The 19,452-nt window shown below is 41.2% G+C and carries 18 protein-coding genes and 1 pseudogene; 13 read left to right on the top strand and 6 right to left on the bottom strand.

The window, feature by feature from the left end:
* Positions 1-255 precede the first annotated feature (255 nt).
* The 13 genes and pseudogenes from Q7J63_RS11885 (at position 256) to Q7J63_RS11825 (ending at position 13,555) form a co-directional block, all read left to right on the top strand.
* Positions 256-660: a DoxX family membrane protein gene (locus tag Q7J63_RS11885; protein ID WP_304886358.1), complete on the top strand. Its 405-nt coding sequence runs from the start codon at positions 256-258 to the stop codon at positions 658-660.
* Positions 657-1,103 (top strand): hypothetical protein, encoded by a 447-nt coding sequence (locus Q7J63_RS11880; RefSeq protein ID WP_304886356.1) that lies wholly within the window; start codon positions 657-659, stop codon positions 1,101-1,103. The genes Q7J63_RS11885 and Q7J63_RS11880 overlap by 4 nt, the downstream gene beginning before the upstream one ends.
* 20 nt (positions 1,104-1,123) lie before the next feature.
* Positions 1,124-2,782, top strand: a complete 1,659-nt coding sequence (locus Q7J63_RS11875) for a bifunctional UDP-sugar hydrolase/5'-nucleotidase (RefSeq protein WP_304886354.1) — start codon at positions 1,124-1,126, stop codon at positions 2,780-2,782.
* Between the two features lie 439 nt (positions 2,783-3,221).
* Positions 3,222-3,818, top strand: a complete 597-nt coding sequence (locus Q7J63_RS11870) for a lysophospholipid acyltransferase family protein (RefSeq protein ID WP_370691897.1) — start codon at positions 3,222-3,224, stop codon at positions 3,816-3,818.
* Positions 3,815-4,102, top strand: a complete 288-nt coding sequence (gene gatC / locus Q7J63_RS11865) for an Asp-tRNA(Asn)/Glu-tRNA(Gln) amidotransferase subunit GatC (protein ID WP_019597209.1) — start codon at positions 3,815-3,817, stop codon at positions 4,100-4,102. The genes Q7J63_RS11870 and gatC overlap by 4 nt, the downstream gene beginning before the upstream one ends.
* Entirely contained in the window at positions 4,102-6,915 is a 2,814-nt protein-coding gene (locus Q7J63_RS11860; protein WP_304886349.1) for a M48 family metallopeptidase, read from the top strand. Before gatC ends, Q7J63_RS11860 begins: the two co-directional genes overlap by 1 nt.
* Positions 6,916-7,020: 105 nt before the next feature.
* Entirely contained in the window at positions 7,021-7,743 is a 723-nt protein-coding gene (locus Q7J63_RS11855; RefSeq protein WP_019597211.1) for an ABC transporter ATP-binding protein, read from the top strand.
* An 83-nt stretch (positions 7,744-7,826) separates the two neighbouring features.
* The gene (locus Q7J63_RS11850; RefSeq protein ID WP_019597212.1) at positions 7,827-8,375 is read left to right on the top strand and encodes a cob(I)yrinic acid a,c-diamide adenosyltransferase; all 549 of its coding nucleotides are present in this window, start codon (positions 7,827-7,829) and stop codon (positions 8,373-8,375) included.
* 4 nt (positions 8,376-8,379) lie between these two features.
* Positions 8,380-9,453, top strand: a complete 1,074-nt coding sequence (locus Q7J63_RS11845) for a branched-chain amino acid aminotransferase (protein WP_304886347.1) — start codon at positions 8,380-8,382, stop codon at positions 9,451-9,453.
* A 261-nt stretch (positions 9,454-9,714) separates the two neighbouring features.
* Positions 9,715-10,236 (top strand): hypothetical protein, encoded by a 522-nt coding sequence (locus Q7J63_RS11840; RefSeq protein WP_304886346.1) that lies wholly within the window; start codon positions 9,715-9,717, stop codon positions 10,234-10,236.
* 62 nt (positions 10,237-10,298) lie between these two features.
* Positions 10,299-11,400, top strand: a protein-coding gene (gene prfB, locus Q7J63_RS11835) for a peptide chain release factor 2 (RefSeq protein ID WP_139189650.1) whose coding sequence is annotated in 2 segments (ribosomal slippage) — positions 10,299-10,358 and positions 10,360-11,400 — 1,101 coding nt in all. Because the reading frame shifts where the segments join, the coding sequence is not laid out codon by codon here.
* A gap of 84 nt (positions 11,401-11,484) precedes the next feature.
* Positions 11,485-12,660, top strand: coding sequence for an MFS transporter (locus Q7J63_RS11830; protein WP_019597217.1), 1,176 nt, complete (start codon positions 11,485-11,487; stop codon positions 12,658-12,660).
* A 184-nt stretch (positions 12,661-12,844) separates the two neighbouring features.
* A pseudogene (locus Q7J63_RS11825) lies at positions 12,845-13,555 on the top strand (lysoplasmalogenase family protein).
* A gap of 34 nt (positions 13,556-13,589) precedes the next feature.
* Here the strand turns inward: Q7J63_RS11825 and Q7J63_RS11820 are convergent.
* From Q7J63_RS11820 to Q7J63_RS11795, 6 genes are all read right to left on the bottom strand, one after another.
* Positions 13,590-14,942, bottom strand: a complete 1,353-nt coding sequence (locus Q7J63_RS11820) for a M24 family metallopeptidase (RefSeq protein WP_304886343.1) — start codon at positions 14,940-14,942, stop codon at positions 13,590-13,592.
* A 3-nt stretch (positions 14,943-14,945) separates the two neighbouring features.
* Positions 14,946-15,503, bottom strand: a complete 558-nt coding sequence (locus Q7J63_RS11815) for an acyl-CoA thioesterase (protein WP_019597221.1) — start codon at positions 15,501-15,503, stop codon at positions 14,946-14,948.
* A 41-nt stretch (positions 15,504-15,544) separates the two neighbouring features.
* Complete coding sequence (locus tag Q7J63_RS11810; protein WP_019597222.1) at positions 15,545-16,918, bottom strand: MATE family efflux transporter; 1,374 nt, start codon at positions 16,916-16,918, stop codon at positions 15,545-15,547.
* A gap of 27 nt (positions 16,919-16,945) precedes the next feature.
* A complete protein-coding gene (locus Q7J63_RS11805) occupies positions 16,946-17,485 on the bottom strand; it encodes an NUDIX hydrolase (protein ID WP_304886431.1) in 540 nt (179 codons plus the stop codon).
* Positions 17,486-17,546: 61 nt separating this feature from the next.
* A complete protein-coding gene (locus tag Q7J63_RS11800; protein WP_019597224.1) occupies positions 17,547-18,029 on the bottom strand; it encodes an Lrp/AsnC family transcriptional regulator in 483 nt (160 codons plus the stop codon).
* A 211-nt stretch (positions 18,030-18,240) separates the two neighbouring features.
* Entirely contained in the window at positions 18,241-19,431 is a 1,191-nt protein-coding gene (locus Q7J63_RS11795; RefSeq protein ID WP_019597225.1) for a hypothetical protein, read from the bottom strand.
* Positions 19,432-19,452 lie beyond the last annotated feature (21 nt).

The raw sequence follows: 19,452 nt of genomic DNA, 5'->3' as shown, positions 1-19,452 counted from the left end.
ACCGAAAATCAGGATTGTCTTCCTTTTCTATTCACCCGAAACATGCAATAGTTTGACAGATAGGGTTGAAACTGTACAGAAATCAGAGTATTTGAAGATTGACGCATTTTACCAATAGGGTGAAGTCAAAAATTGAAAATAACGACTGATTGTTGAGCAATTTCAGGCTGGAAAAAAGATAACGCATGATAAGGGTTTAATTCTTTAAAGAATCATAAATTGATGGAAAAGCTTTCTTATTTAATATTGCGTGGAATGAGTAGCCTGATATTTATCATGGCAGGACTCAACCATCTTATCCATGGTGAACAAGCCGCAAAAAAGTTGGAACAAGCTGAATTGGGCTATTTGGCAACATGGATGGCTCCGGTAGAAACACTGATTCTATTATCAGGTATAGGTCTGCTTTTGGGAGGGATATTGTTTTTGATTGGCTTCAAAACCAAAATCTCCTCGCTTGTTCTTTTACTGATTTTGATCCCCATTACCCTTACCATCCAAGTTTCAGATGCGGGAACCAATGGACCTCTTTTCAAGAACATCGCCTTGATGGGTGTCTTGATTTTCTTCATCATGAACGGTGCTGTTTCTTATGGATTGGATCAGTTAATCCACAATAAAACTCAAATGAAAAATTCACTTAAAAGAAAAGATATATGAAAAACATAAAAAGCACTGTCGGAATAATGGCTTTTGCTGCATTCTTCTTTTTCCACACCTTTGTCTCGATGGCTCAGACAATTGAGGCGCAGGATCCCGAACACACCAGTAAGAACTATGCTGTATTGATCAGTCAGCCCAACCATGTGGTGGCTGCCGTGGATACCGGAGAAACATTGTCTGCAGAAAGCAAATTCCAGAGAGGAGAATTTGTCATTATGGCCTGTGGGAAATCCGTTGAGGCTTTCGTAATGGGTAGCGAATTTTCGGAAGTGATCGCTAAGGGCGCAGAAGCAGGAATCAAATACCGCATTTGTGGCATGTCCCTAAAACAGTTTAAGGTTGCGCCGGAAAGCCTAATGGAAGGCCTTGAAGTGGTCCCAAATGGACTTACTTACATCTTCGAATTAAAGCGCATTGGGTATACCACATTGGAATTATAATCAATCAAACTTCAAAAAACATGATGAAATCAAAGTTGAAATTTTCGCCTAAATATATTTTACTCCCTCTTATACTCCTATCGATTGGCTTTCTTGGCTCCTGCCAATCTGGGGAAAACCAATCAAACTCAGACCAAGAAGTGGAAAAAATCACGATTTTACAGACCGCAGATATTCATGGGCAGTTGTTGCCCCATCAGGAATTCTTCATTGAAAATGACGAATTCGTCTTTAAGGTAAGAGGCGGTATCGCCAATATCCAAACAATTTTCAAGCAAATCAAGGCAGAAAATCCAGAAGGAACCATCATTTTGGATGGAGGAGACATGATCCAGGGAAGTGCCATCGCGGCACTCTCCAAAGGTGAAGCATTTGGACCGATTGTAGCCGCCATGGAATATGATTTCCTGATACCGGGGAATTGGGAAGTCGTCTATGGCAACACGCAAATGCAGGCAGTCTTAAAAGCCTACAACAAGCCGCTCATCGCAGCCAACATGTATGAGGATGCGACGGGAGAGATGCTTTTCAAACCTTATATCATCAAGGAAGTGAAGGGTGTAAAACTTGGTTTCTTGTCTTACAACGATCCGGAAATTCCTATCCGACAAAACCCAAGCTTCAGCGAAGGGCTCACGTTTAAGAGCATTGAAGACAATCTTCAAGCCATGATCAAGGAAATGAAGGAAGAAAAAGGAGTGGATATCCTGTTTTTGGTCACCCATATCGGGATTTCAAAACAGGTCCATCTTGCGGATCAGGAGATTGTAAAGGGAGTTGATTTTATTTTGGGCAATGACACCCATGAGCGGATAAGAGTTCCTTTGAAAAGAAAGTATGCCCAAGTGGTAGAGCCAGGTGCATTTGCCTCTTTTGTGGGTCGACTTGATCTTGAAGTCAAAGACGGAAAAATTGTAGGTCAGTCCTATGAATTGATTGATGTGGATCCGAAAGTATATCCGGCAGATCCAGACTTGGATAAAATTGTTCAAGAACAACTTGCGCCCTATAATGCCACTATCAATAGGGTAATCGGACATACCAACACCGCATTATTCAGATATTTGGTAGTGGAAAATGCAATGGATAACATGATCACTGACGCCGTCAGATGGAAAACTGGAGCAGATATCGCCATTTCGAATGGGTTTAGGTTTAGCACCCCAATTGTCCCGGACGAAACCGGAAAAGCGGCAATCACTTATGGAGATGTCTGGAATATGATACCGGTAAACGAAAAAGCAAAAACAGGCGTCGCTTCCGGACAACAAATCAAAGATTGGATGGAAAAAGAGTTGAACAATGTGTTTGCAGAAAATCCTCTAGAAAGATTCGGTGGCTGGCTGGTGAGATTTTCCGGAATGGAACTTACCTTCAATGCAAACGCACCCAAAGGAAACAGGGTGGTATCCATTTCCGTGGGTGGCAAGCCGCTTGACTTGAAGAAAGAGTATACATTAGCGGCTTGTCTGAGAACAGGGGAACCCATGGATGTAATCTGCCGCATGCCAAATGTAAAAAACCCCAAAGTCTTGGACTTTACGGTCCATGATATTATCGAGCAATATCTTAAGGAAAAAGGACCCGTATCCCCGAAAATTGACGGGAGGGCCAAAGCTTTGGACCTTCCGTCACCTGTATTGTCCCAATTGCCAAATGTGGACTACACCTTTAAATAACCTTTGATCTCTTTCACTTACAAACTCCGGATCGCCCCTAGTGGACCATCCGGAGTTTTTTTTTACAAGGAATGCATCCCCCAAAACCGAGATTCAAAATTCCCATATGGGATAAAGCAATGCCTTGATCTTTTCAAATAACAATCAGGCCATCTAAAATCCATGCAAAATCATTAAGTTTACACTTTGCCAAAAAATGAAAATTGTTCAATTTCGGCAGCGCAAACAAATTATTGGTGATCTCACTTCAAATGAAAAAGGATAGGAAGGCATGATTTTGACCCGAAGAATTTATACTCTTTATGTTTTTTTGGTTTTTTGCATTGGTTTTCTTCTAGTCTTTCCACTTTTACTCATTTTCATTTGGGTCCCCGGACTCAAGAAATTTGGACGCAAAATCAACAGGATATGGGCCAAAACATTCTTTGTTCTAATTTTTATGCGTGTTGAACTGGAAGGAAAAAAGCATATCGAAAAGGATAAAAACTATGTGTTTGTGGCCAATCATTTTTCTTACCTGGACATAGCCATGATGGGACTGGTTCCAGGAGATGTGGTTTTTATCGGCAAAAGTTCCATTCGGAAAATCCCGCTTTTCGGCTATTATTTCAGGAAATTGCACATCGCAGTCAATAGAACCAGCCCTAGAAGTAGAGGGGAAGTTTTGGTGCGGGCTAAAAAATCCATCGATCAAGGGAGCAGCTTGGTGATTTTTCCGGAAGGTGGAATCACCACCACCAATCCTCCCCATATGAACAGATTCAAAGATGGAGCATTTTCATTGGCCATCGACAAACAAATCCCCATCATTCCAGTAACTTTATCGTTTAATCATTTAATTTTGCCAGACGATGGCAGATTTCTTTTCAATTTAAGATCCGCTAAAATGGTTTTTCACAAACCAATTTTGACCGAAGGGAAAACATCAAAAGATGTAGCGTCATTGAGAGAAACCTGTTTCGAAATTATTCAACAACAATTATGGGAAGACAACACCGTTTTGTCCCCCGATAACCAAAGTTTAAATACCCTATGAAAATAGATGTCAATACCTTGAAAAAAATTGCGCACTTGGCCCGATTGGAATTTGATGAGGCAGGAGCAGAAAAAATGACTCAGGATATGTCCCAAATCCTGGATTGGGTAGAGCAATTGAATGAAGTCGATACTCAAGGCGTAGAACCGATTACAACCATGTCCTCAGAGGTAAATGTCCTTAGAGAAGATGCTGTGGCCAATCACCTTACACATGAGCAAGGGCTGAAAAATGCGCCGCAGCGGGATTCCGATTATTTCCGAGTACCTAAGGTGATGGAATAATGGATTGGCTATCCCTGAAAAAAACCAATGAATTCCTTTTGAAAAGTCTCCCAATACTCCTGACGGCATTGGGAGGCTTTTTCTTATTGTTTACTTTTTTCTTTTGGGACCAGGCAGTGATGCCAATCGAACCTGGACTTTTCGTGGAATCCATAACCATCCCCCTGGATTTCATCAATTTGGGAGGAGAAATACTCCCAATAGAAATCGATAATGCCCTGGTATTTCAAAACTTTGAATCCCTCCCTCCCATATTTTTCCCATGGGTGACTTTGGGTTTTGGATTGGTATTTTGGTTCTTGTTCATGCTGGGTCTAACTTTGGTCAGTACCTTGAGGAAAATGTACTTCATCGGAGGTACCGCATCCATCATGTTTTTACTGGCTTTCAGTGGCGTCAATGGGTTGAATATTGGTGGGATCGCCAGTAATTATGCCTTGATTGCTTTGCTGCTGGGAACGATAGTTCCAATCGTATTGATTCAATTTTTCTTTTCACACTGGCAGATACTTTTTAAATTCCTGCTGATCGCCACTTTGTCTAGCGGCACGATGTTCCTCCTTATTCAAGCAAGTGAAGTTTCAAAACCTTTGACCTTGATTTCAGAGAGCCTCACTTTGCCAGCGACAGTAATCGCTGTTTTGTTTATGCTTCACATCGGGCATGCCTTTATTTCTGGTGTCTATATTTTTCTTGCCCGGTTGAACAAGGGTGTAGGACTGAAGATTTCCTGGCACATCACTGTTATTTTTATCCTGTATTTTCTGCTTTTGATTTTCACCCTTTTGAAAATTTCAGGTGAAATCAACCTGCCTTTCCCGACAATTCCGCCCATGTTCCTTATGCTTATTTGTGGCATCATGGGCTATTTTGTTTTGCGGTTGAAAATTGATCAGGTCCCGCAACCCTTTGAAAATCCCTTGATCGGAATATCTTTTTATTGGTTGGGTTTTGCCATTACTGTTTGGACTTGGTGGAAAGCTGATTTCACGGAAAACCAACCTTTATCCGAATTCTTCAACAATGTTTTTTTGTATGGTCAAATCGCTTTGAGCTTACTCTTTTTCGCTTATTTATTCACCAATTTTTCGAACCTGATGAACAAAGGAGGGGCCTTGGAAAAGGTGCTTTTCAAGCCACAGTTTTTCGCCTATTTCCACATGAGAATCGGTGCCGCAATGACCCTGGTCATCCTAACCATCTACGGAGAGGGAGTGATTGGGGTACAGTTGAGCACTGCCTCTACCAACTTGTCTGCCGATTATTATTACCAAACCGACAGACCTTTGGAAGCGAGTATTCTCTATGAAAACTCATGGCTCCAATACCGAAAAAACGACAAAGCGAAAAATGCGGCTACACATCTTCGCTACCGGCTCAACCAGCCTACAGCGGCGATGGAACACTTGATTGAAAGCTTTGACAATGCTCCGAATGTTCCTAACATTCTCCTTTTGAGTTCCAAACTGCATGAGGCGGAGAAGGTTTTCGAGGCACAGTTTTATCTTGAAAAAGGATTGGAATATTTTCCGGGAAACCCTCATTTAAGCAACAATCTTTCCTTGTTGTATTCCAAGTTGAATAGACCAAAAGAAGCCCTTGAAACCATAAATTTGGTCTCTTCCAAAAACCCCGTTTCCCTGGCAAACGAGATTGGCTTGAAAACAAAGCATGGCTTTTTGGAAAACATTCCCATGGAAGGGAAGTCTGATCTTATCCTTCAGATCAATAGATTGGCCACTGCCAACAGATTGGGAAATATTGATCCTTTCGAAATGGACATGAGGGATCTACCCTCCGAATTCGCGATCCGTTCTTCGTTACTGCGCAATCTATGGAGCAACCATGTGGCCGATAATTTGGACCTAGATCTTGCCCTTTTGGATTCTATGATCGGACTTGAACAACGGAGTATCGACGAATTGCATTATCGAGAAACAAGGGTGGTCCGGACCTACCAGGATCAATACATCAATGAAACCCTCAAGTACTTAAATGGAATCGCCCATGCATACCCGAGTTCTGGGGGATATTTCCATTCTCTAGCAGCTGGAATTCTTATTGGTCAATTGGATTTTGAAAAAGCGGCGATCGATCTTTTGGTTGGTCGAGAAATGGGCTTTCTTAAATTCAAGCCTTTTCATCTTTCTATTCTTTATTTTGGAGGAAAACCAGATGAAGCAAAAGCCATTCATCAAAGTTTGCGAATTGATTTCCCTGAATGGATGGCCTGGGACGATCAGGGCAATCTTCGGGAAAATGATATGACCCGATTTTATACCGGCATCTCAAATCTCCACAGACAGATGCCTGAAAAATTCATGGCATACCTTACCTCCATTACGGACAAAGCCTTGAAGGCGGATTTGGCCTTTTTCATTTTGATTCACAAGGCACATTGGCTGTCGGAAACCGAATTGGATCTGATCAAAAAACAAATTTCGACCGCGCCTTCAGCAAAATGGACGGAGGCGGAACTGGATGAACTGGCTCAGGTATGGACAGGAAAAACAGATGCTTCAGCGGTGACAGGAAGCGAAAAAGTGAATAAATGGGTTAAACCCAACCTTTCCCCCACAAGAAATGCCTATTTTACACCCTTGGTATTGAAGGCTGTAGAAAAGGAGAAAGACGATTTAAAAAAATATGAATTGCTTCAGGAAGCGAGTCAATTCAATAAGGATCCTTTGCTGTGGATTAATTTTGTAAAACAAAGCAGAAAAATCGGTCTGGAGAGTTATGGTTCCAATGCATTGGTGGAGATGCAGGGGTGGCTGGATACCAATGAAATAGAAAAGTTACAAATGAAATAGAAAAGTTACAAATGAAAAACTTGTAACCACAATTACCGTTATTTGAGAAAGAAACTTTTTCTTTTTCACTTTTCCCATTAGATTCAAAGCTTAAACAACTCACTGATGAAAAAAATAATAGAAACCACGCAAATCCAGAAAACTTACCGGATGGGTATGGAGGAAATACAAGCCTTAAAATCAGTTTCCATTACGATCAACAAAGGTGAATATGTTGCTTTTATGGGGCCATCAGGATCCGGAAAATCAACCTTGATGAACATCATTGGTTGTCTGGACACGCCCACTTCAGGTTCTTATATTTTGGCAGACAAGGACGTAAGTGATATGTCTGAGAATGAGTTGGCCGAAATCCGAAATAAGGAAATCGGGTTCGTATTTCAGACATTTAACCTTTTACCAAGGGCAACCTGCCTTGAAAATGTGGCGCTTCCCTTGATCTATGCAGGCTTGAACAAAGCAGACCGCTCTGAAAAAGCCTTCAAAGCCCTCCAAAGTGTGGGTTTGGACGACCGCGTCAATCATCGCCCAAACGAACTCTCTGGAGGTCAAAGACAAAGAGTGGCGATCGCCAGGGCTTTGGTGAATGATCCCAGCATTATCCTGGCAGATGAGCCCACTGGAAATCTTGACTCCAAAACCTCTTACGGCATCATGGAGCTGTTTGACGAGCTTCACCAGAAAGGAAATACCATCATCATGGTGACCCACGAAGATGACATTGCACATTATGCACACAGGATTGTAAGATTAAGAGATGGTTTGGTTGAATCCGATTATATCAACCCAAATCCGATCAGAGGTCATCAGCCCATCGTTGCCGAATAAAAACATTTAAGTTATTGCAAATAGATTGCTAATTTTGCAATCCCCTGCAATAGGCAATTAACAATCTCTAATTACGGATTTGAATGAAAATTTATACGAAAACCGGAGATTCCGGTTCCACTTCCCTTTTTGGTGGGAAAAGAGTATCCAAGGCCCATTTGAGAATCGAAGCATATGGAACAGTCGATGAATTCAATGCTTTCATCGGTTTGCTGAGGGATCAGGAAATCAATCAAAACAGGAGCGGATTTCTCAAAGAAGTCCAAGACAGGCTATTCACCATTGGGGCAACATTGGCCTCAGAACCTGGCAAGGAAAACCTGAAAAAACCAGATCTGCATCTATCGGATTTGGAGGCCCTGGAAAAAGAAATTGACTTAATGGAAGCGAATCTTCCCACTTTGCGTAATTTTATACTTCCCGGAGGACACCAATCGGTTTCTTTCTGCCATTTGGCAAGAACGGTATGCCGAAGAACTGAACGCTGCGTCATTGCGCTCATGGAAATGGAGCCCGTTGATGAAATCATAATCAAATATTTGAACAGACTTTCGGATTACCTTTTCGTTTTGGGCAGATTGATGGCCCAAGAATTAGGAACAGAAGAAGTAACCTGGAAACCAAGATCCTAACACCATGAATAATACCACCCTAAAGATCGATATCACCAAAATCAATGCTTCAAAAATCCCCGATACGGATTTCACGAATTTGGTCTTTGGCAAAACCATCAGTGACCATATGTTTGTTGCCGATTACGCAGATGGAGAATGGTCGAATGCAAGGATAGAACCTTATGCACCCTTGTCCCTAAATCCTGCAAATGCTACGTTGCATTATGGTCAATCTGTATTTGAAGGGATGAAAGCTTATAAAAATGAAGCAGGGGAAATCCTTGTTTTCAGAGCCGATGCCAATCAAAAAAGACTAAATGAATCCGCCAAAAGGCTGTGCATACCAGAAGTCCCAGAAGAATTATTCATGGAAGGTCTAAGTCAACTATTGGAACTTGACAAGGATTGGATTCCAAACAGGCCGGGTTACTCACTTTATGTAAGGCCCTTTATATTTGCCACAGATGACTACTTGGGTATCAGGCCATCAGAAAAATACAAATTCATGATTTTCACCTGCCCGGTTGGTGCTTATTATTCCAAGCCGGTTTCGGTAAAAGTCGAATGCCAATATACCCGGGCAGCAGAAGGCGGTACGGGAGCAGCAAAAGCTGCCGGAAATTATGCTGCATCTTTACTACCCGCGCTTCAAGCCCAAAAAGAGGGCTATGATCAGCTTCTTTGGACTGATGGGAAATCGCATCAGCATATCGAAGAAAGCGGGACCATGAATGTCATGTTCTTGATCAACAATGCATTAATCACTGCCCCTACCACTACAGGAACCATCCTGAAAGGAATTACAAGAGACAGTGTTTTGACACTGGCAAAGGAAATGGGTGTGAAAGTGGAAGAGAGATTTTTGAGGGTAACAGAACTTGAAGATTCCTTGAGAAACGGCACCCTCCAAGAGGCCTTTGGAACTGGAACAGCGGCCACGATTGCGCATATCTCGAAAATCCATATCAATGGCCGTGATTATGTGCTTCCTGAAATTAAGGAAGATTCATTTTCCTCCAAAATCTTGAATACCTTGGACGCCATCAAATACGGCAAAATTGCGGATACTCATGACTGGATAATTAAGATCAAATAGGTTTCTTATAATTCGAATGATTTTCTAATTGGAATCAAGTAAAAGAGCTTAGTGATCGTCATTAAGCTCTTTTGTTTTTGAAGAGTAAGCCATAAAATTAGGTTTGATCAGATTTTGACAAGGCAATAAAATTTCCAAAACTAAGGGAATCGCTGCTATTCAGAAAGAAAATCCTCAAGACCGAATCGGACCCTTCGCTTTTGAAAAACGAATAAATCCCATAATTTCAATTTCTAAATATTGATTCTATTCCTAACCAAAATGGACCAACGCACTATCAAGAAATTCTGGCTGTTGATTTCGATGGTATTTTTTTTCGGATCAAATGAGGCTGTTTCACAAAAATTCTTATTGCTCCAAAAGGGATCCAACCAGAAGACGAGATTAAAATATGAAATCGGAGAAATCATTACCTACAAATCAAAAACCAATGATTTTTTCATTACAGATAGGATTACCGACATTCAAAATGATATCCTTGTTTTATCTGAAAATGTACTGAGACCAGAGGATATTGTTTCCATAGACATCTACGACAAAGACCCACGAAATAGAACGCTCAAAAATCTTTCTACTTTAGGCATGGCAGGAGGATTCGTCTTTTTGTTGGCGGATGGTGTAAATGGTCTATATCAGGAAGGAAGACCATCCATTGGACAAGGGACGTTGGTGACATCAGGCATCATGATAGGTACTGGTTTTATTCTTTCTAGGATTCGCTACCGGTATTTTGAGAACAAGGGCAGGAACAAAATCCAGCTAATCGTTCTTTATGGCGAATAGGGGGAAATAGGTTTAGAAGGGAATTTTTACGACTTTTGCATCTCAAAAAAACAAAATAAATTATGACATCAGACAAGTTGAAAGACTTGAAGGCCCGTATTTCGGCCTTGAGGAGGTATCTTTGACTACGATCGTAAGAAAGCTGAGATCGAAGATTTAGAGGCTGTATCTGCCCAACCTGAATTCTGGAATATTCCGGAAGAGGCAGAAAAAATCATGAAACAAATCCAAGCCCGAAAAGCATGGACGAGTGTTTATGAAAAAGCAGAAACCCATATACAGGATTTAGAGGTTTTGTTTGATTTTTATGGAATGGGTGATGTTTCCGAGGAGGAGATTAAAGCTGAATTCAAAAAAGTCGAAACAGAAGTTGAAGAATTGGAGCTCAAAAAAATGCTGAGCAACGAGGAAGACCAACTCAGTGCGATGGTTGAAATAAATCCCGGTGCCGGTGGTACCGAAAGCAATGATTGGGCATCCATTTTAATGCGGATGTACATCATGTGGGGAGAAAAAAACGGCTACAAAGTTCGGGAAGTGGACCTTCAGGAAGGTGAAGTTGCAGGAATAAAATCCGTTACTTTGGAATTTGATGGTCCCCTGGCTTATGGTTTCTTGAAATCAGAAATCGGTGTACACCGATTGGTCAGGATTTCACCCTTTGACAGTGGTGGAAGAAGACATACTTCTTTTGCTTCGGTATATGCTTATCCCGTGGTGGACGATACGATCGAAATCGAAATCAATCCTGGTGACGTGGATCTTCATACATCCAGATCCGGAGGAGCCGGTGGTCAGAACGTGAACAAAGTGGAAACCAAAGTTCAGCTGACCCATAAGCCAACAGGCATCGTGGTGGTTTGTCAGATAGAACGTTCCCAACTTGCCAACCGGGAAAAGGCGATGCAGATGCTAAAATCAAGACTTTATCAATTGGAGATGGAGAAAAGAAATGCAGCAAGGGCAAAGGTCGAATCCGGTAAGTTAAGGGTCGATTTTGGTTCACAGATCCGAAACTATGTGCTTCATCCCTATAAATTGGTGAAGGATGCAAGAACTGGGCATGAAACCTCCGACGTTCAAACTGTTTTGGATGGTGGCCTGAATGACTTTATCAAAGCCTACCTACTCGCCCAAAGTGAGGAAGAGGCCAAACAAGATTAACTCCCAAAGTACAAAGAACAGGTTTTTCTGCAATTCATTGTTGCTCGAGAACCTGTTCTTTGTACTTGTTTCAAAATTCAAGAAATGAAAATCCTCCCTGCATTTTTTACACTGGATTTCTTTTTGCTTTGCGCCAGCTCATTTCTGTTTTTTGCAAGCTTCAACATGATTATCCCGGAACTGCCCTCCTACCTGAGCTCCTTGGGCGGTGAAGATTACAAGGGGTTGATCATCTCACTTTTCACCCTTACGGCAGGGTTATCGAGGCCTTTTAGTGGTAAACTTGCTGACAAGATCGGAAGGGTCCCAGTGATGATCTTTGGTGCCGTCATCTGTATTTTTGCAAGTCTCCTTTATCCCTTGATCAGTTCAATTGCGGGATTCTTATTGTTAAGGTTTTTCCATGGGTTTTCTACTGGATTCACTCCTACTGGTATTTCTGCCTATGTGGCCGATATCGTGCCTTTTACCAGAAGAGGTGAGGCCATGGGAATCCAATCGCTTTTCGGCTCATTGGGAATGGCTGCAGGTCCAGCCTTGGGCGGATATATCGCGGGAATATGGGGGATCAACCCACTTTTTTATACGTCTTCGTTCACTGCTGTTCTTTCCATCCTCATTTTGATCGGCTTAAAAGAGACTGTAAAAGACAAAGAACCTCTTCAGATCCATCATTTCAAGCTAAACAGACACGAAATCATTGAGAAAAGAGTGCTGGCCCCATCCCTTGTTCTTTTCTTGACTGTTTTTTGCTTTGGTACGGTTTTGACGATTATCCCTGACTTTTCCGAAAGCTTGGGCATCAAAAACAAGGGTTTGTTTTTTGCTGTTTTCACACTTGCATCGCTTGGTATTCGAATCCTTGCAGGAAAAGCATCCGATCGATATGGAAGAATTCCGGTGATGAAAATCGCGACACTTTCTATGGCCATTTCTATGGTGGTCATTGGATTCGCCACCACCAAAAACATGTTCCTTTTTGGTGCGGTTATTTTCGGTTGTTCCACAGGAATGAATTCTCCAACGGTCTCAGCCTGGACGATTGATCTATCATTAGATGCTTTGAGGGGGCGTGCCTTGGCCACCATGTACATTGCTTTGGAAGCTGGAATTGGGATTGGGGCTTTGGTTTCGGGATGGTCTTACAACAATGACCCAAGTAACTTTCCACTCGTATTTTCATTGGGTGCAATCACTTCCTTATTCGCTTTTTCATACCTTTTCTTTTTACCTAAGGAATTGAAGGACGTTCGGCACTAGAGAATAAGCACTGAACCATGCTGGATCTTATCCTAAATTTTTTATTTATGCGGAAATAAAGCAAAGAAAGATAAAAAAATTGTTTTATCGATATTCTAAGAATTATCAATCTTTATTTTGTGTTTTTTCTATTTTTTATTCTTAAATAAGTGTAAATTAATGTAGCTTTTTAAATGGTATTCAGATGTTGAATCTAAATAAAATATTGACAAAAGGATATATATTTACTTCATCCTGCTGCATCGTATCGTTTTTTTTGGGTTTCAATATTGGATATTTAATTTTCAAACCAATGATTGTTCCCATTCTAATCGGAATTATTTTAATCAAATTCAAAAATTTAGAGCATCCACTAATCCCATTGCTTCTTGTGGCTACTTTTTTTTCGTTTATGGGAGATTTGTTGTTCATCGTGACTGTTGAAGAAAGCCTCTTTAAACTTTTGGGTCTTTGTACCTTTATTGTTTCAAAAGTCGCTTATGTGATGTTGTACTTTTTATCCTCAAAAAATACACGCTTCCATATCGTGAGTTGGAATAAAAGATGGCCTGAAATAATCACTACATTTATACTTTTAGGTGCTTTTTTCTATTTTTAAAAGTCGCTTGGCGACTTTTTCCTCCCTGGACTGATCTATGGAATGGTGAGTGTCTTGGCTGTTTTAATGGCCCTCAACCGAAGATTTTATGTTTCTCGAAATAATTATTCAATGGTAATCAGGGGTGCATTGTTTTTTTTGGTGAGCGATATATTTATGGGTATGAATTTTTCATCGAAAGACGGTTTGTGGGACGGGTTGACTTTGGTTTTTTACGTAATGGGCCATTGGTTTGTCACCAATGGCCTGATGGAACAATTTACTGAGGAAGTGAAAGAAGAAAAGACAAACTTTTAGCTTGTCTTTTCAAATCTGATAAAGAAGGTTGTTATCAATTTCCCAAATAGGGTCGGATCCTGGGAATAGCGAGGATTTCTCTTTGGCGTCCATCAAAATAGGTTACTTTTTCTCCGTCAAAAAAAGCTCCTTCTTCCAACATGACCCGAATGTCTTTATTCCATTCTTTTACAAAAACAACCGCATTGAGTTCAATCGCATAGGCGGTATTTGGGAACAAGGGATAATCACCGGCTCCAGGTGTATCACCTTGATTGTCCCACATACCGATGGTAGGTCCAGACGCGTGTCCATAAAACCCAAGCGGATGGGAATAAATACTCCCTTTTATCCCTTCCTTTTCCATTATTTTTCTGGTTTCCCTTAAAATGGCATTGCCGGATCTTCCTGCGACAAATTGGGAAGTCAAGATATCCTGTAACCGGTTTCCGACCATAAGCGCATCTTTGAGATATTGAGGGATTTGTTTTTCATCAGGCTTGAGTACGTATGCCAATTGCTGCGTATCTGTATTCAATCTCAAATAAGTGATCCCAAAATCAATGTGCAACAAATCGCCGGGCATGATCACGGCAGATTCCGGCTTCACGGCAAATGACCTCAAATGTTCTTGAGAAGATGGATCGGCCCTTTGAATGTCCACGGTAGGGTGAAACCAAGTATCAAGTTTCAACTCTCGTATTCTTTCCCTATACCACCATACCACATCCTCTGTCGTGGTGACTCCTGGCGTAATGACAGCCTCGGACAATCCTTCAGCAATGATTGTGTTGGCAATGGTTTGGAGGTGTTTGTAAGTCGCCATCTCTGAGGCAGTCCTTGTCTCCAACCAACCCACAGCAAGATCCTGTGCCGAAGTGACTCTGCTTTTTAATTCCTCAGGAAGATTTTCGATCAGGGAATTGTATTCCGTGACATTCAAGCCATCGGCATGTCCATAATCCTTGGCCATGTTGATTCCTATTTTTTTGGGATTTCGATCTGAAATCAATTGTGCAAGCGCTTTCCATTGATCTGGCTCCGTATCGGGATCCCAGGCTTTTTGGAAGGATTTTCCCACTGCATATCTTGCAACAGCAAGGCTTTCCACCTCACGGCTTCCTTCTGGCTTGAACATGACCAGCATTGTCCTACGACGGGCAGCATGCCATGTCGCGGGCAAGAATGTTTTGATCACAGGATCCTCATTGTATTCTCGAGAGATGATCACCCACATATCAATTCCAGTGCGGTCCATGATTTCAGGCAACACGGTTTGTATTCTTTCTTCCAGCCATTGATCAATGACATTGGCTCTGGCCCGTTCGGACAAAATATGGGGATGTTGGGCAAAAACAAGTTGGCTAAGGAGTAGAAATGCTCCAAAAAGCAGAAAACATTTTTTCATATTTTAATGGGATTGATTGATACAACGGTGGTTGGAAAGTAAAATCTCTATTTCCTGCTTATCCCAGTCTTCTTTGATTTTACTTAGGTTTTCTTCGTATTCTCTCTTGAATTGTCTTCTATAAATGGCCTCCACAAATCTCCTGACATCGGTTTTGTCTTCTAGGATAAGCTTTGGAACAAGGGTCGGTTTGTCGTCATCCCCTTTGGCCACCATCGTAAAATAGCAGGTGTTGGTATGTTTGATTGTGCCGGTTTTTACGTTTTCCGAAATCACCTTGATCCCAATGACCATTGAACTATTCCCAACATAATTGATGGAGCCCATCAATGAAACCAACTCCCCAACTTCCACTGGTTGTAAAAAGTCCACAGTATCCACAGAAACAGTCACACAATAAGCCCCGCTGTGTTTGCTCGCAGTAGCATACGCAACCTTGTCCATAAGAGAAAGAAGTATTCCTCCATGGATCTTTCCTCCAAAATTGGCATACGAGGGGATCATCAACTCGGTGATTACAATTCTTGAAAAACGCGATGGTTTGGCCTCTTTTTCTTCCATTTTTTTTTCTGAAAATAGGGAATAAAAAAAGATAAAAAAAACTAAACTACACCAGAGATTTTTTGCGCTTCTTTATTGACCAAAAGCCGGGCACTTAAACTATTGAACCTGTAGAGCAGCATCCCCCCGGTGAGGGTAAGCCCAATCAATAGTCCATACCAAATCCCCAGTTCTTCGAATCCATAAACAAATGCCAAGACATAACCCAGTGGCAAGCCAATCACCCAATAGGCTATCAATGTAACGATGGTTGGCATCTTAACATCTGACATCCCCCTCAGTGCACCAAGTCCCACCACTTGAATACCATCGGATAATTGAAACAATCCTGCTACAACCAATAAACTTGCACTCATTTTGATCACTTCTGGATCATCGATATACAGGGAGGGAAGGAAATTCCGAAACAAAATAAAGAGAACCGCGAAACAACACATAAACAAAGCAACCATCGCAAATACCGTAAAACCTGCTTCTCGGAGGGTTTTTATATCGTTTCTACCCAATTGATTCCCAACCCTCACCATTGCGGCGGAAGACAAGCCTGAGGCCATCATGTAGCTGACCGAAGCAAGGTTGATCGCTATCTGATGTGCTGCCAAAGCATTGACGCCTATCCAACCCATCATGATTGCGGCAGTACTAAAGGCGCCAACCTCAAATACAAATTGCATTCCAGTAGGAATTCCAATCTTCATCAGCTTGGAAATCATCGGGAAACTGAGATTTTTGAGACTAAAATTGATGTTGAAATTTTTGTATCTCTTTGAATTCCAGACATAATAAGCCATCATCAAACCCATCAAAACCCTGGAAATCAAAGTTGCCCAACCAGCACCGTTCAGTCCCAATGCCGGAAAACCCAAATTCCCATAAATCATGACCCAATTCAAAAAAACATTCAATCCATTGCAAAAAATAGTGATGTACATGGCCTGCTTGGTTTGTGAAAGTCCTTCGGCAAATTGTTTGAAGGTTTGAAAAAACATAAACGGCAAGAGGGACAAGGTGATAATGGCCAAGTACGGAATCGCCAAAACCACGACCTCCTGAGGCTGATTCATGAATTCCAATGCGGGAGAAAAGAGGAGAATAAAAATAAATAGGACAATACCCGTTGCCATGTTCAGGACAAATCCATGTCGGAAAAGTTTGGCAATCCTTCCTTTTTTCTCCTTCCCATCTGCCATCGCCACCATGGGTGTAATCGCCATGGACACGCCAATGCCAAACATCAGGACCACAAAGAAGATGCTGTTCGCCAAAGATGCCGCCGCCAGTGGTATTGCCCCCAATCGACCCACCATCATGCTGTCTGCAACTCCTACCAATACCTGCCCCAATTGGCTCAACATGACAGGATAAGCCAAATAAAAAGTCTTAGAATAATGGTCTTTAAAATTGATCAGAGACATGGTGAAGGTAAAATTGATGATCTAAATTCAAATATTGAATAATTTCGCAACTTTTAGAAGCCCGGCGATGGAAATACTGTCCGTAATTTCCCCATCCATGACCTTTTGGATCGCTTCTTTAAGTGGCAATTTAAGCACAATGATTTTTTCGGTTTCCTCAAATTCCGTTTCTCCCGGAGTCAGTTCTTCTGCAAGGAATACAAACCCTTCCTCATCGGTCACGGAATTGGAAGGGTGGATCCGCATGATTTGAGTCCATTTTTTTGCACTATAACCTGTTTCTTCCTTCAATTCCCGTTGCGCACCAAGCAGAATATCCAGGTCGTTGGGACTACCGCCCATCGGTATTTCCCAGGAATATTCATTCAAGGCATATCGGTATTGGCCGACGAGCCAAGTGTTTCCATTTTCATCCACGGGGATGATTCCAATGGCTTTATTCTTAAAACAAACTTTGCCATAGATCCCATCATTTCCAGAAGGGTTGATCACATCGTGTTCCTCGATTTTGATCCAGGGATTTTCGTAGATAGGTTTTATTTTCTTGGTTTTCCAAGGATTTTCCATAGTATTGTCCATAAAAAAAGGGTGACGATCAGCCACCCTTTCAATGATTTGAATCGGCTTATCAGACTGGAATAGGCAATACTTTGCTATCCTTAAAAGTAGAAAGAATTACCATAGACTGCATGGAATCCACTTCCCTGATTTCACTTACCTTTTCCAACATCAATTTCTGGTAAGAAGTGATGTCTTTTGCAATGATTTTCAAAATAAAATCACCTGTACCTGTGATATGGTGACATTCAATGACTTCTTGGATTTCGTTGATCTCTTTCATAAAAGCATCAATATTGCCTTTATTGTGACCGATCAAACTGACAAGTACAAAAGTACTTACACCCAAACCGATTTTTTCAGAGTCCAATTTTGCATGGTAGCTCTTGATGATTCCTGATTGCTCCAATTTTTTTACACGCTCCAGAGTCGGGGCAGGAGAAAGTCCTATATCTTTTGAAAGCTGAGCATTTGTTATTTTTGCATTGGCCTGTAGGATCTCAAGGATCTTTCGGTCTATTTTATCGAATTTCACTCTTATGTTATTATCCATGATCTAAAGAATTTTCAAAATAATATGTGGCACAAAGTTAATATAATTTACTTTTGTTTTAAAGCGTTCCCCAACAAAATACGACCACACATACAAAATATTGTTATTTTATTGAGTGGATTGGAGGATTTTTTCGATTGAAAACCATTACGTTCTCTTGATTATTCAAATAATCTCCTGTATTCGCATTTAAGCAAACGTCCAAAAAGATTTAAAGTTTATTCTTTTTGATATAATCTCTGGCTTCCTTGTGTGCAGGGTGTTTTCGCTTGGCATATTTCTTCACTTGATTGAAATAAGCCTTGGCCTGAGGCTTGTTTTTTTCCAGGTTCGCCTGTTTTCCCAAGGCTATCAAGGAATATAGGTAATACCCACTTTCTTGACTTTCGGATTCTTCTCCATAAGACAGTGTCTTCAAATAATATTTTTTGGCCTCCAGCCCATTATTGGTCTTCTCAAAAAATTGGGCAATGTAAAATGCGGCATATCTTCCACTATTCGACTCATATCCACTCCATTTTTCATCAATTCTTTTCAGGATTTCCAAAGATTCATCCTTTGCTTCTGCCATCCTGCCAACTGCATAAAGATGCCTTGCAAAAGACCGGTGAAAATATGGGTTATTGGGGAATTTCTGGTGGAGATAATCCGTGATGGCCAAGGCTTTGTAGGGCTGTTTTTCATCAGAAGCATACAACCTGAAAAGGAAATACTGTGCCTCCACTCTTGCGTAAAAGGCGTTTTGTGCCACATCTTCCAATTGCTTCAGACCAAGTTCCTTGTTCCCTTTTGGAAAAAAAGCCACAATGGGTTTCAACATTGGGTAATTTTCGGGAATCCAAACTGAGAAATAATTGAAAAGGGCATCACCGAGCATAAGTTCAGGATTCAATTCATCCTCACCCCTACTCAAATTCAAGTATTTCAGAGCATTTTTCCCCGCAAATGTCGCCCGAGTCCAGCTTTTTCGCTCACTGTATAACCTGCCTTGGAATCCATATGCGCCTGCCAAAAAAAATGCAGCTTCCTTGTTGGTAGGGTCTTGGTCATACATTTTGTCTGCTTTTTGGATCACCATATCCATTTGACGGATAAAGGCATCATCGAACCTTTTGTTTTCTATATCCGGGGCTATTTTCCACCATTGACTTAAAGCCATCAAAAAATATGGAAGCGGATGTTCCGGGTATTGATATTGTAAGACCCGAAAACCTCTTTCAGCAGATTCAAAATCAAAATTATAGAGACTGTTAACAGATTCTGTAATTCTGAATTGCAAACTTTTATCCAACAAAAGGTATCCCGGATTCTCAACTTTATCTATTGCCAAAGCTTGTTGTGCCTCCGAATTTCCAAAAAAAGAAAGCCAGATCAAGCCTGTTAACACCAATTTAATTCGCATTTTTTTTAAATTTTTAGTAAA

It is taken from the genome of Rhodonellum sp. (genome assembly GCF_030656585.1).
In the GTDB taxonomy this organism is placed as follows: domain Bacteria; phylum Bacteroidota; class Bacteroidia; order Cytophagales; family Cyclobacteriaceae; genus Rhodonellum; species Rhodonellum psychrophilum.
Note: the sequence above shows the minus strand (reverse complement) of the source record. Positions and strands in the feature narration are given on the sequence as shown.

Excerpts from the sequence above, each read along its gene's own strand:
- Q7J63_RS11885 (WP_304886358.1), top strand. The coding sequence starts at position 256 with ATGAGTAGCCTGATATTTATCATGGCAGGACTCAACCATCTTATCCAT.
- Q7J63_RS11880 (WP_304886356.1), top strand. The coding sequence starts at position 657 with ATGAAAAACATAAAAAGCACTGTCGGAATAATGGCTTTTGCTGCATTC.
- Q7J63_RS11875 (WP_304886354.1), top strand. The coding sequence starts at position 1,124 with ATGATGAAATCAAAGTTGAAATTTTCGCCTAAATATATTTTACTCCCT.
- Q7J63_RS11870 (WP_370691897.1), top strand. The coding sequence starts at position 3,222 with ATGCGTGTTGAACTGGAAGGAAAAAAGCATATCGAAAAGGATAAAAAC.
- gatC (WP_019597209.1), top strand. The coding sequence starts at position 3,815 with ATGAAAATAGATGTCAATACCTTGAAAAAAATTGCGCACTTGGCCCGA.
- Q7J63_RS11860 (WP_304886349.1), top strand. The coding sequence starts at position 4,102 with ATGGATTGGCTATCCCTGAAAAAAACCAATGAATTCCTTTTGAAAAGT.
- Q7J63_RS11855 (WP_019597211.1), top strand. The coding sequence starts at position 7,021 with ATGAAAAAAATAATAGAAACCACGCAAATCCAGAAAACTTACCGGATG.
- Q7J63_RS11850 (WP_019597212.1), top strand. The coding sequence starts at position 7,827 with ATGAAAATTTATACGAAAACCGGAGATTCCGGTTCCACTTCCCTTTTT.
- Q7J63_RS11845 (WP_304886347.1), top strand. The coding sequence starts at position 8,380 with ATGAATAATACCACCCTAAAGATCGATATCACCAAAATCAATGCTTCA.
- Q7J63_RS11840 (WP_304886346.1), top strand. The coding sequence starts at position 9,715 with ATGGACCAACGCACTATCAAGAAATTCTGGCTGTTGATTTCGATGGTA.
- Q7J63_RS11830 (WP_019597217.1), top strand. The coding sequence starts at position 11,485 with ATGAAAATCCTCCCTGCATTTTTTACACTGGATTTCTTTTTGCTTTGC.
- Q7J63_RS11820 (WP_304886343.1), bottom strand. The coding sequence starts at position 14,942 with ATGAAAAAATGTTTTCTGCTTTTTGGAGCATTTCTACTCCTTAGCCAA.
- Q7J63_RS11815 (WP_019597221.1), bottom strand. The coding sequence starts at position 15,503 with ATGGAAGAAAAAGAGGCCAAACCATCGCGTTTTTCAAGAATTGTAATC.
- Q7J63_RS11810 (WP_019597222.1), bottom strand. The coding sequence starts at position 16,918 with ATGTCTCTGATCAATTTTAAAGACCATTATTCTAAGACTTTTTATTTG.
- Q7J63_RS11805 (WP_304886431.1), bottom strand. The coding sequence starts at position 17,485 with ATGGAAAATCCTTGGAAAACCAAGAAAATAAAACCTATCTACGAAAAT.
- Q7J63_RS11800 (WP_019597224.1), bottom strand. The coding sequence starts at position 18,029 with ATGGATAATAACATAAGAGTGAAATTCGATAAAATAGACCGAAAGATC.
- Q7J63_RS11795 (WP_019597225.1), bottom strand. The coding sequence starts at position 19,431 with ATGCGAATTAAATTGGTGTTAACAGGCTTGATCTGGCTTTCTTTTTTT.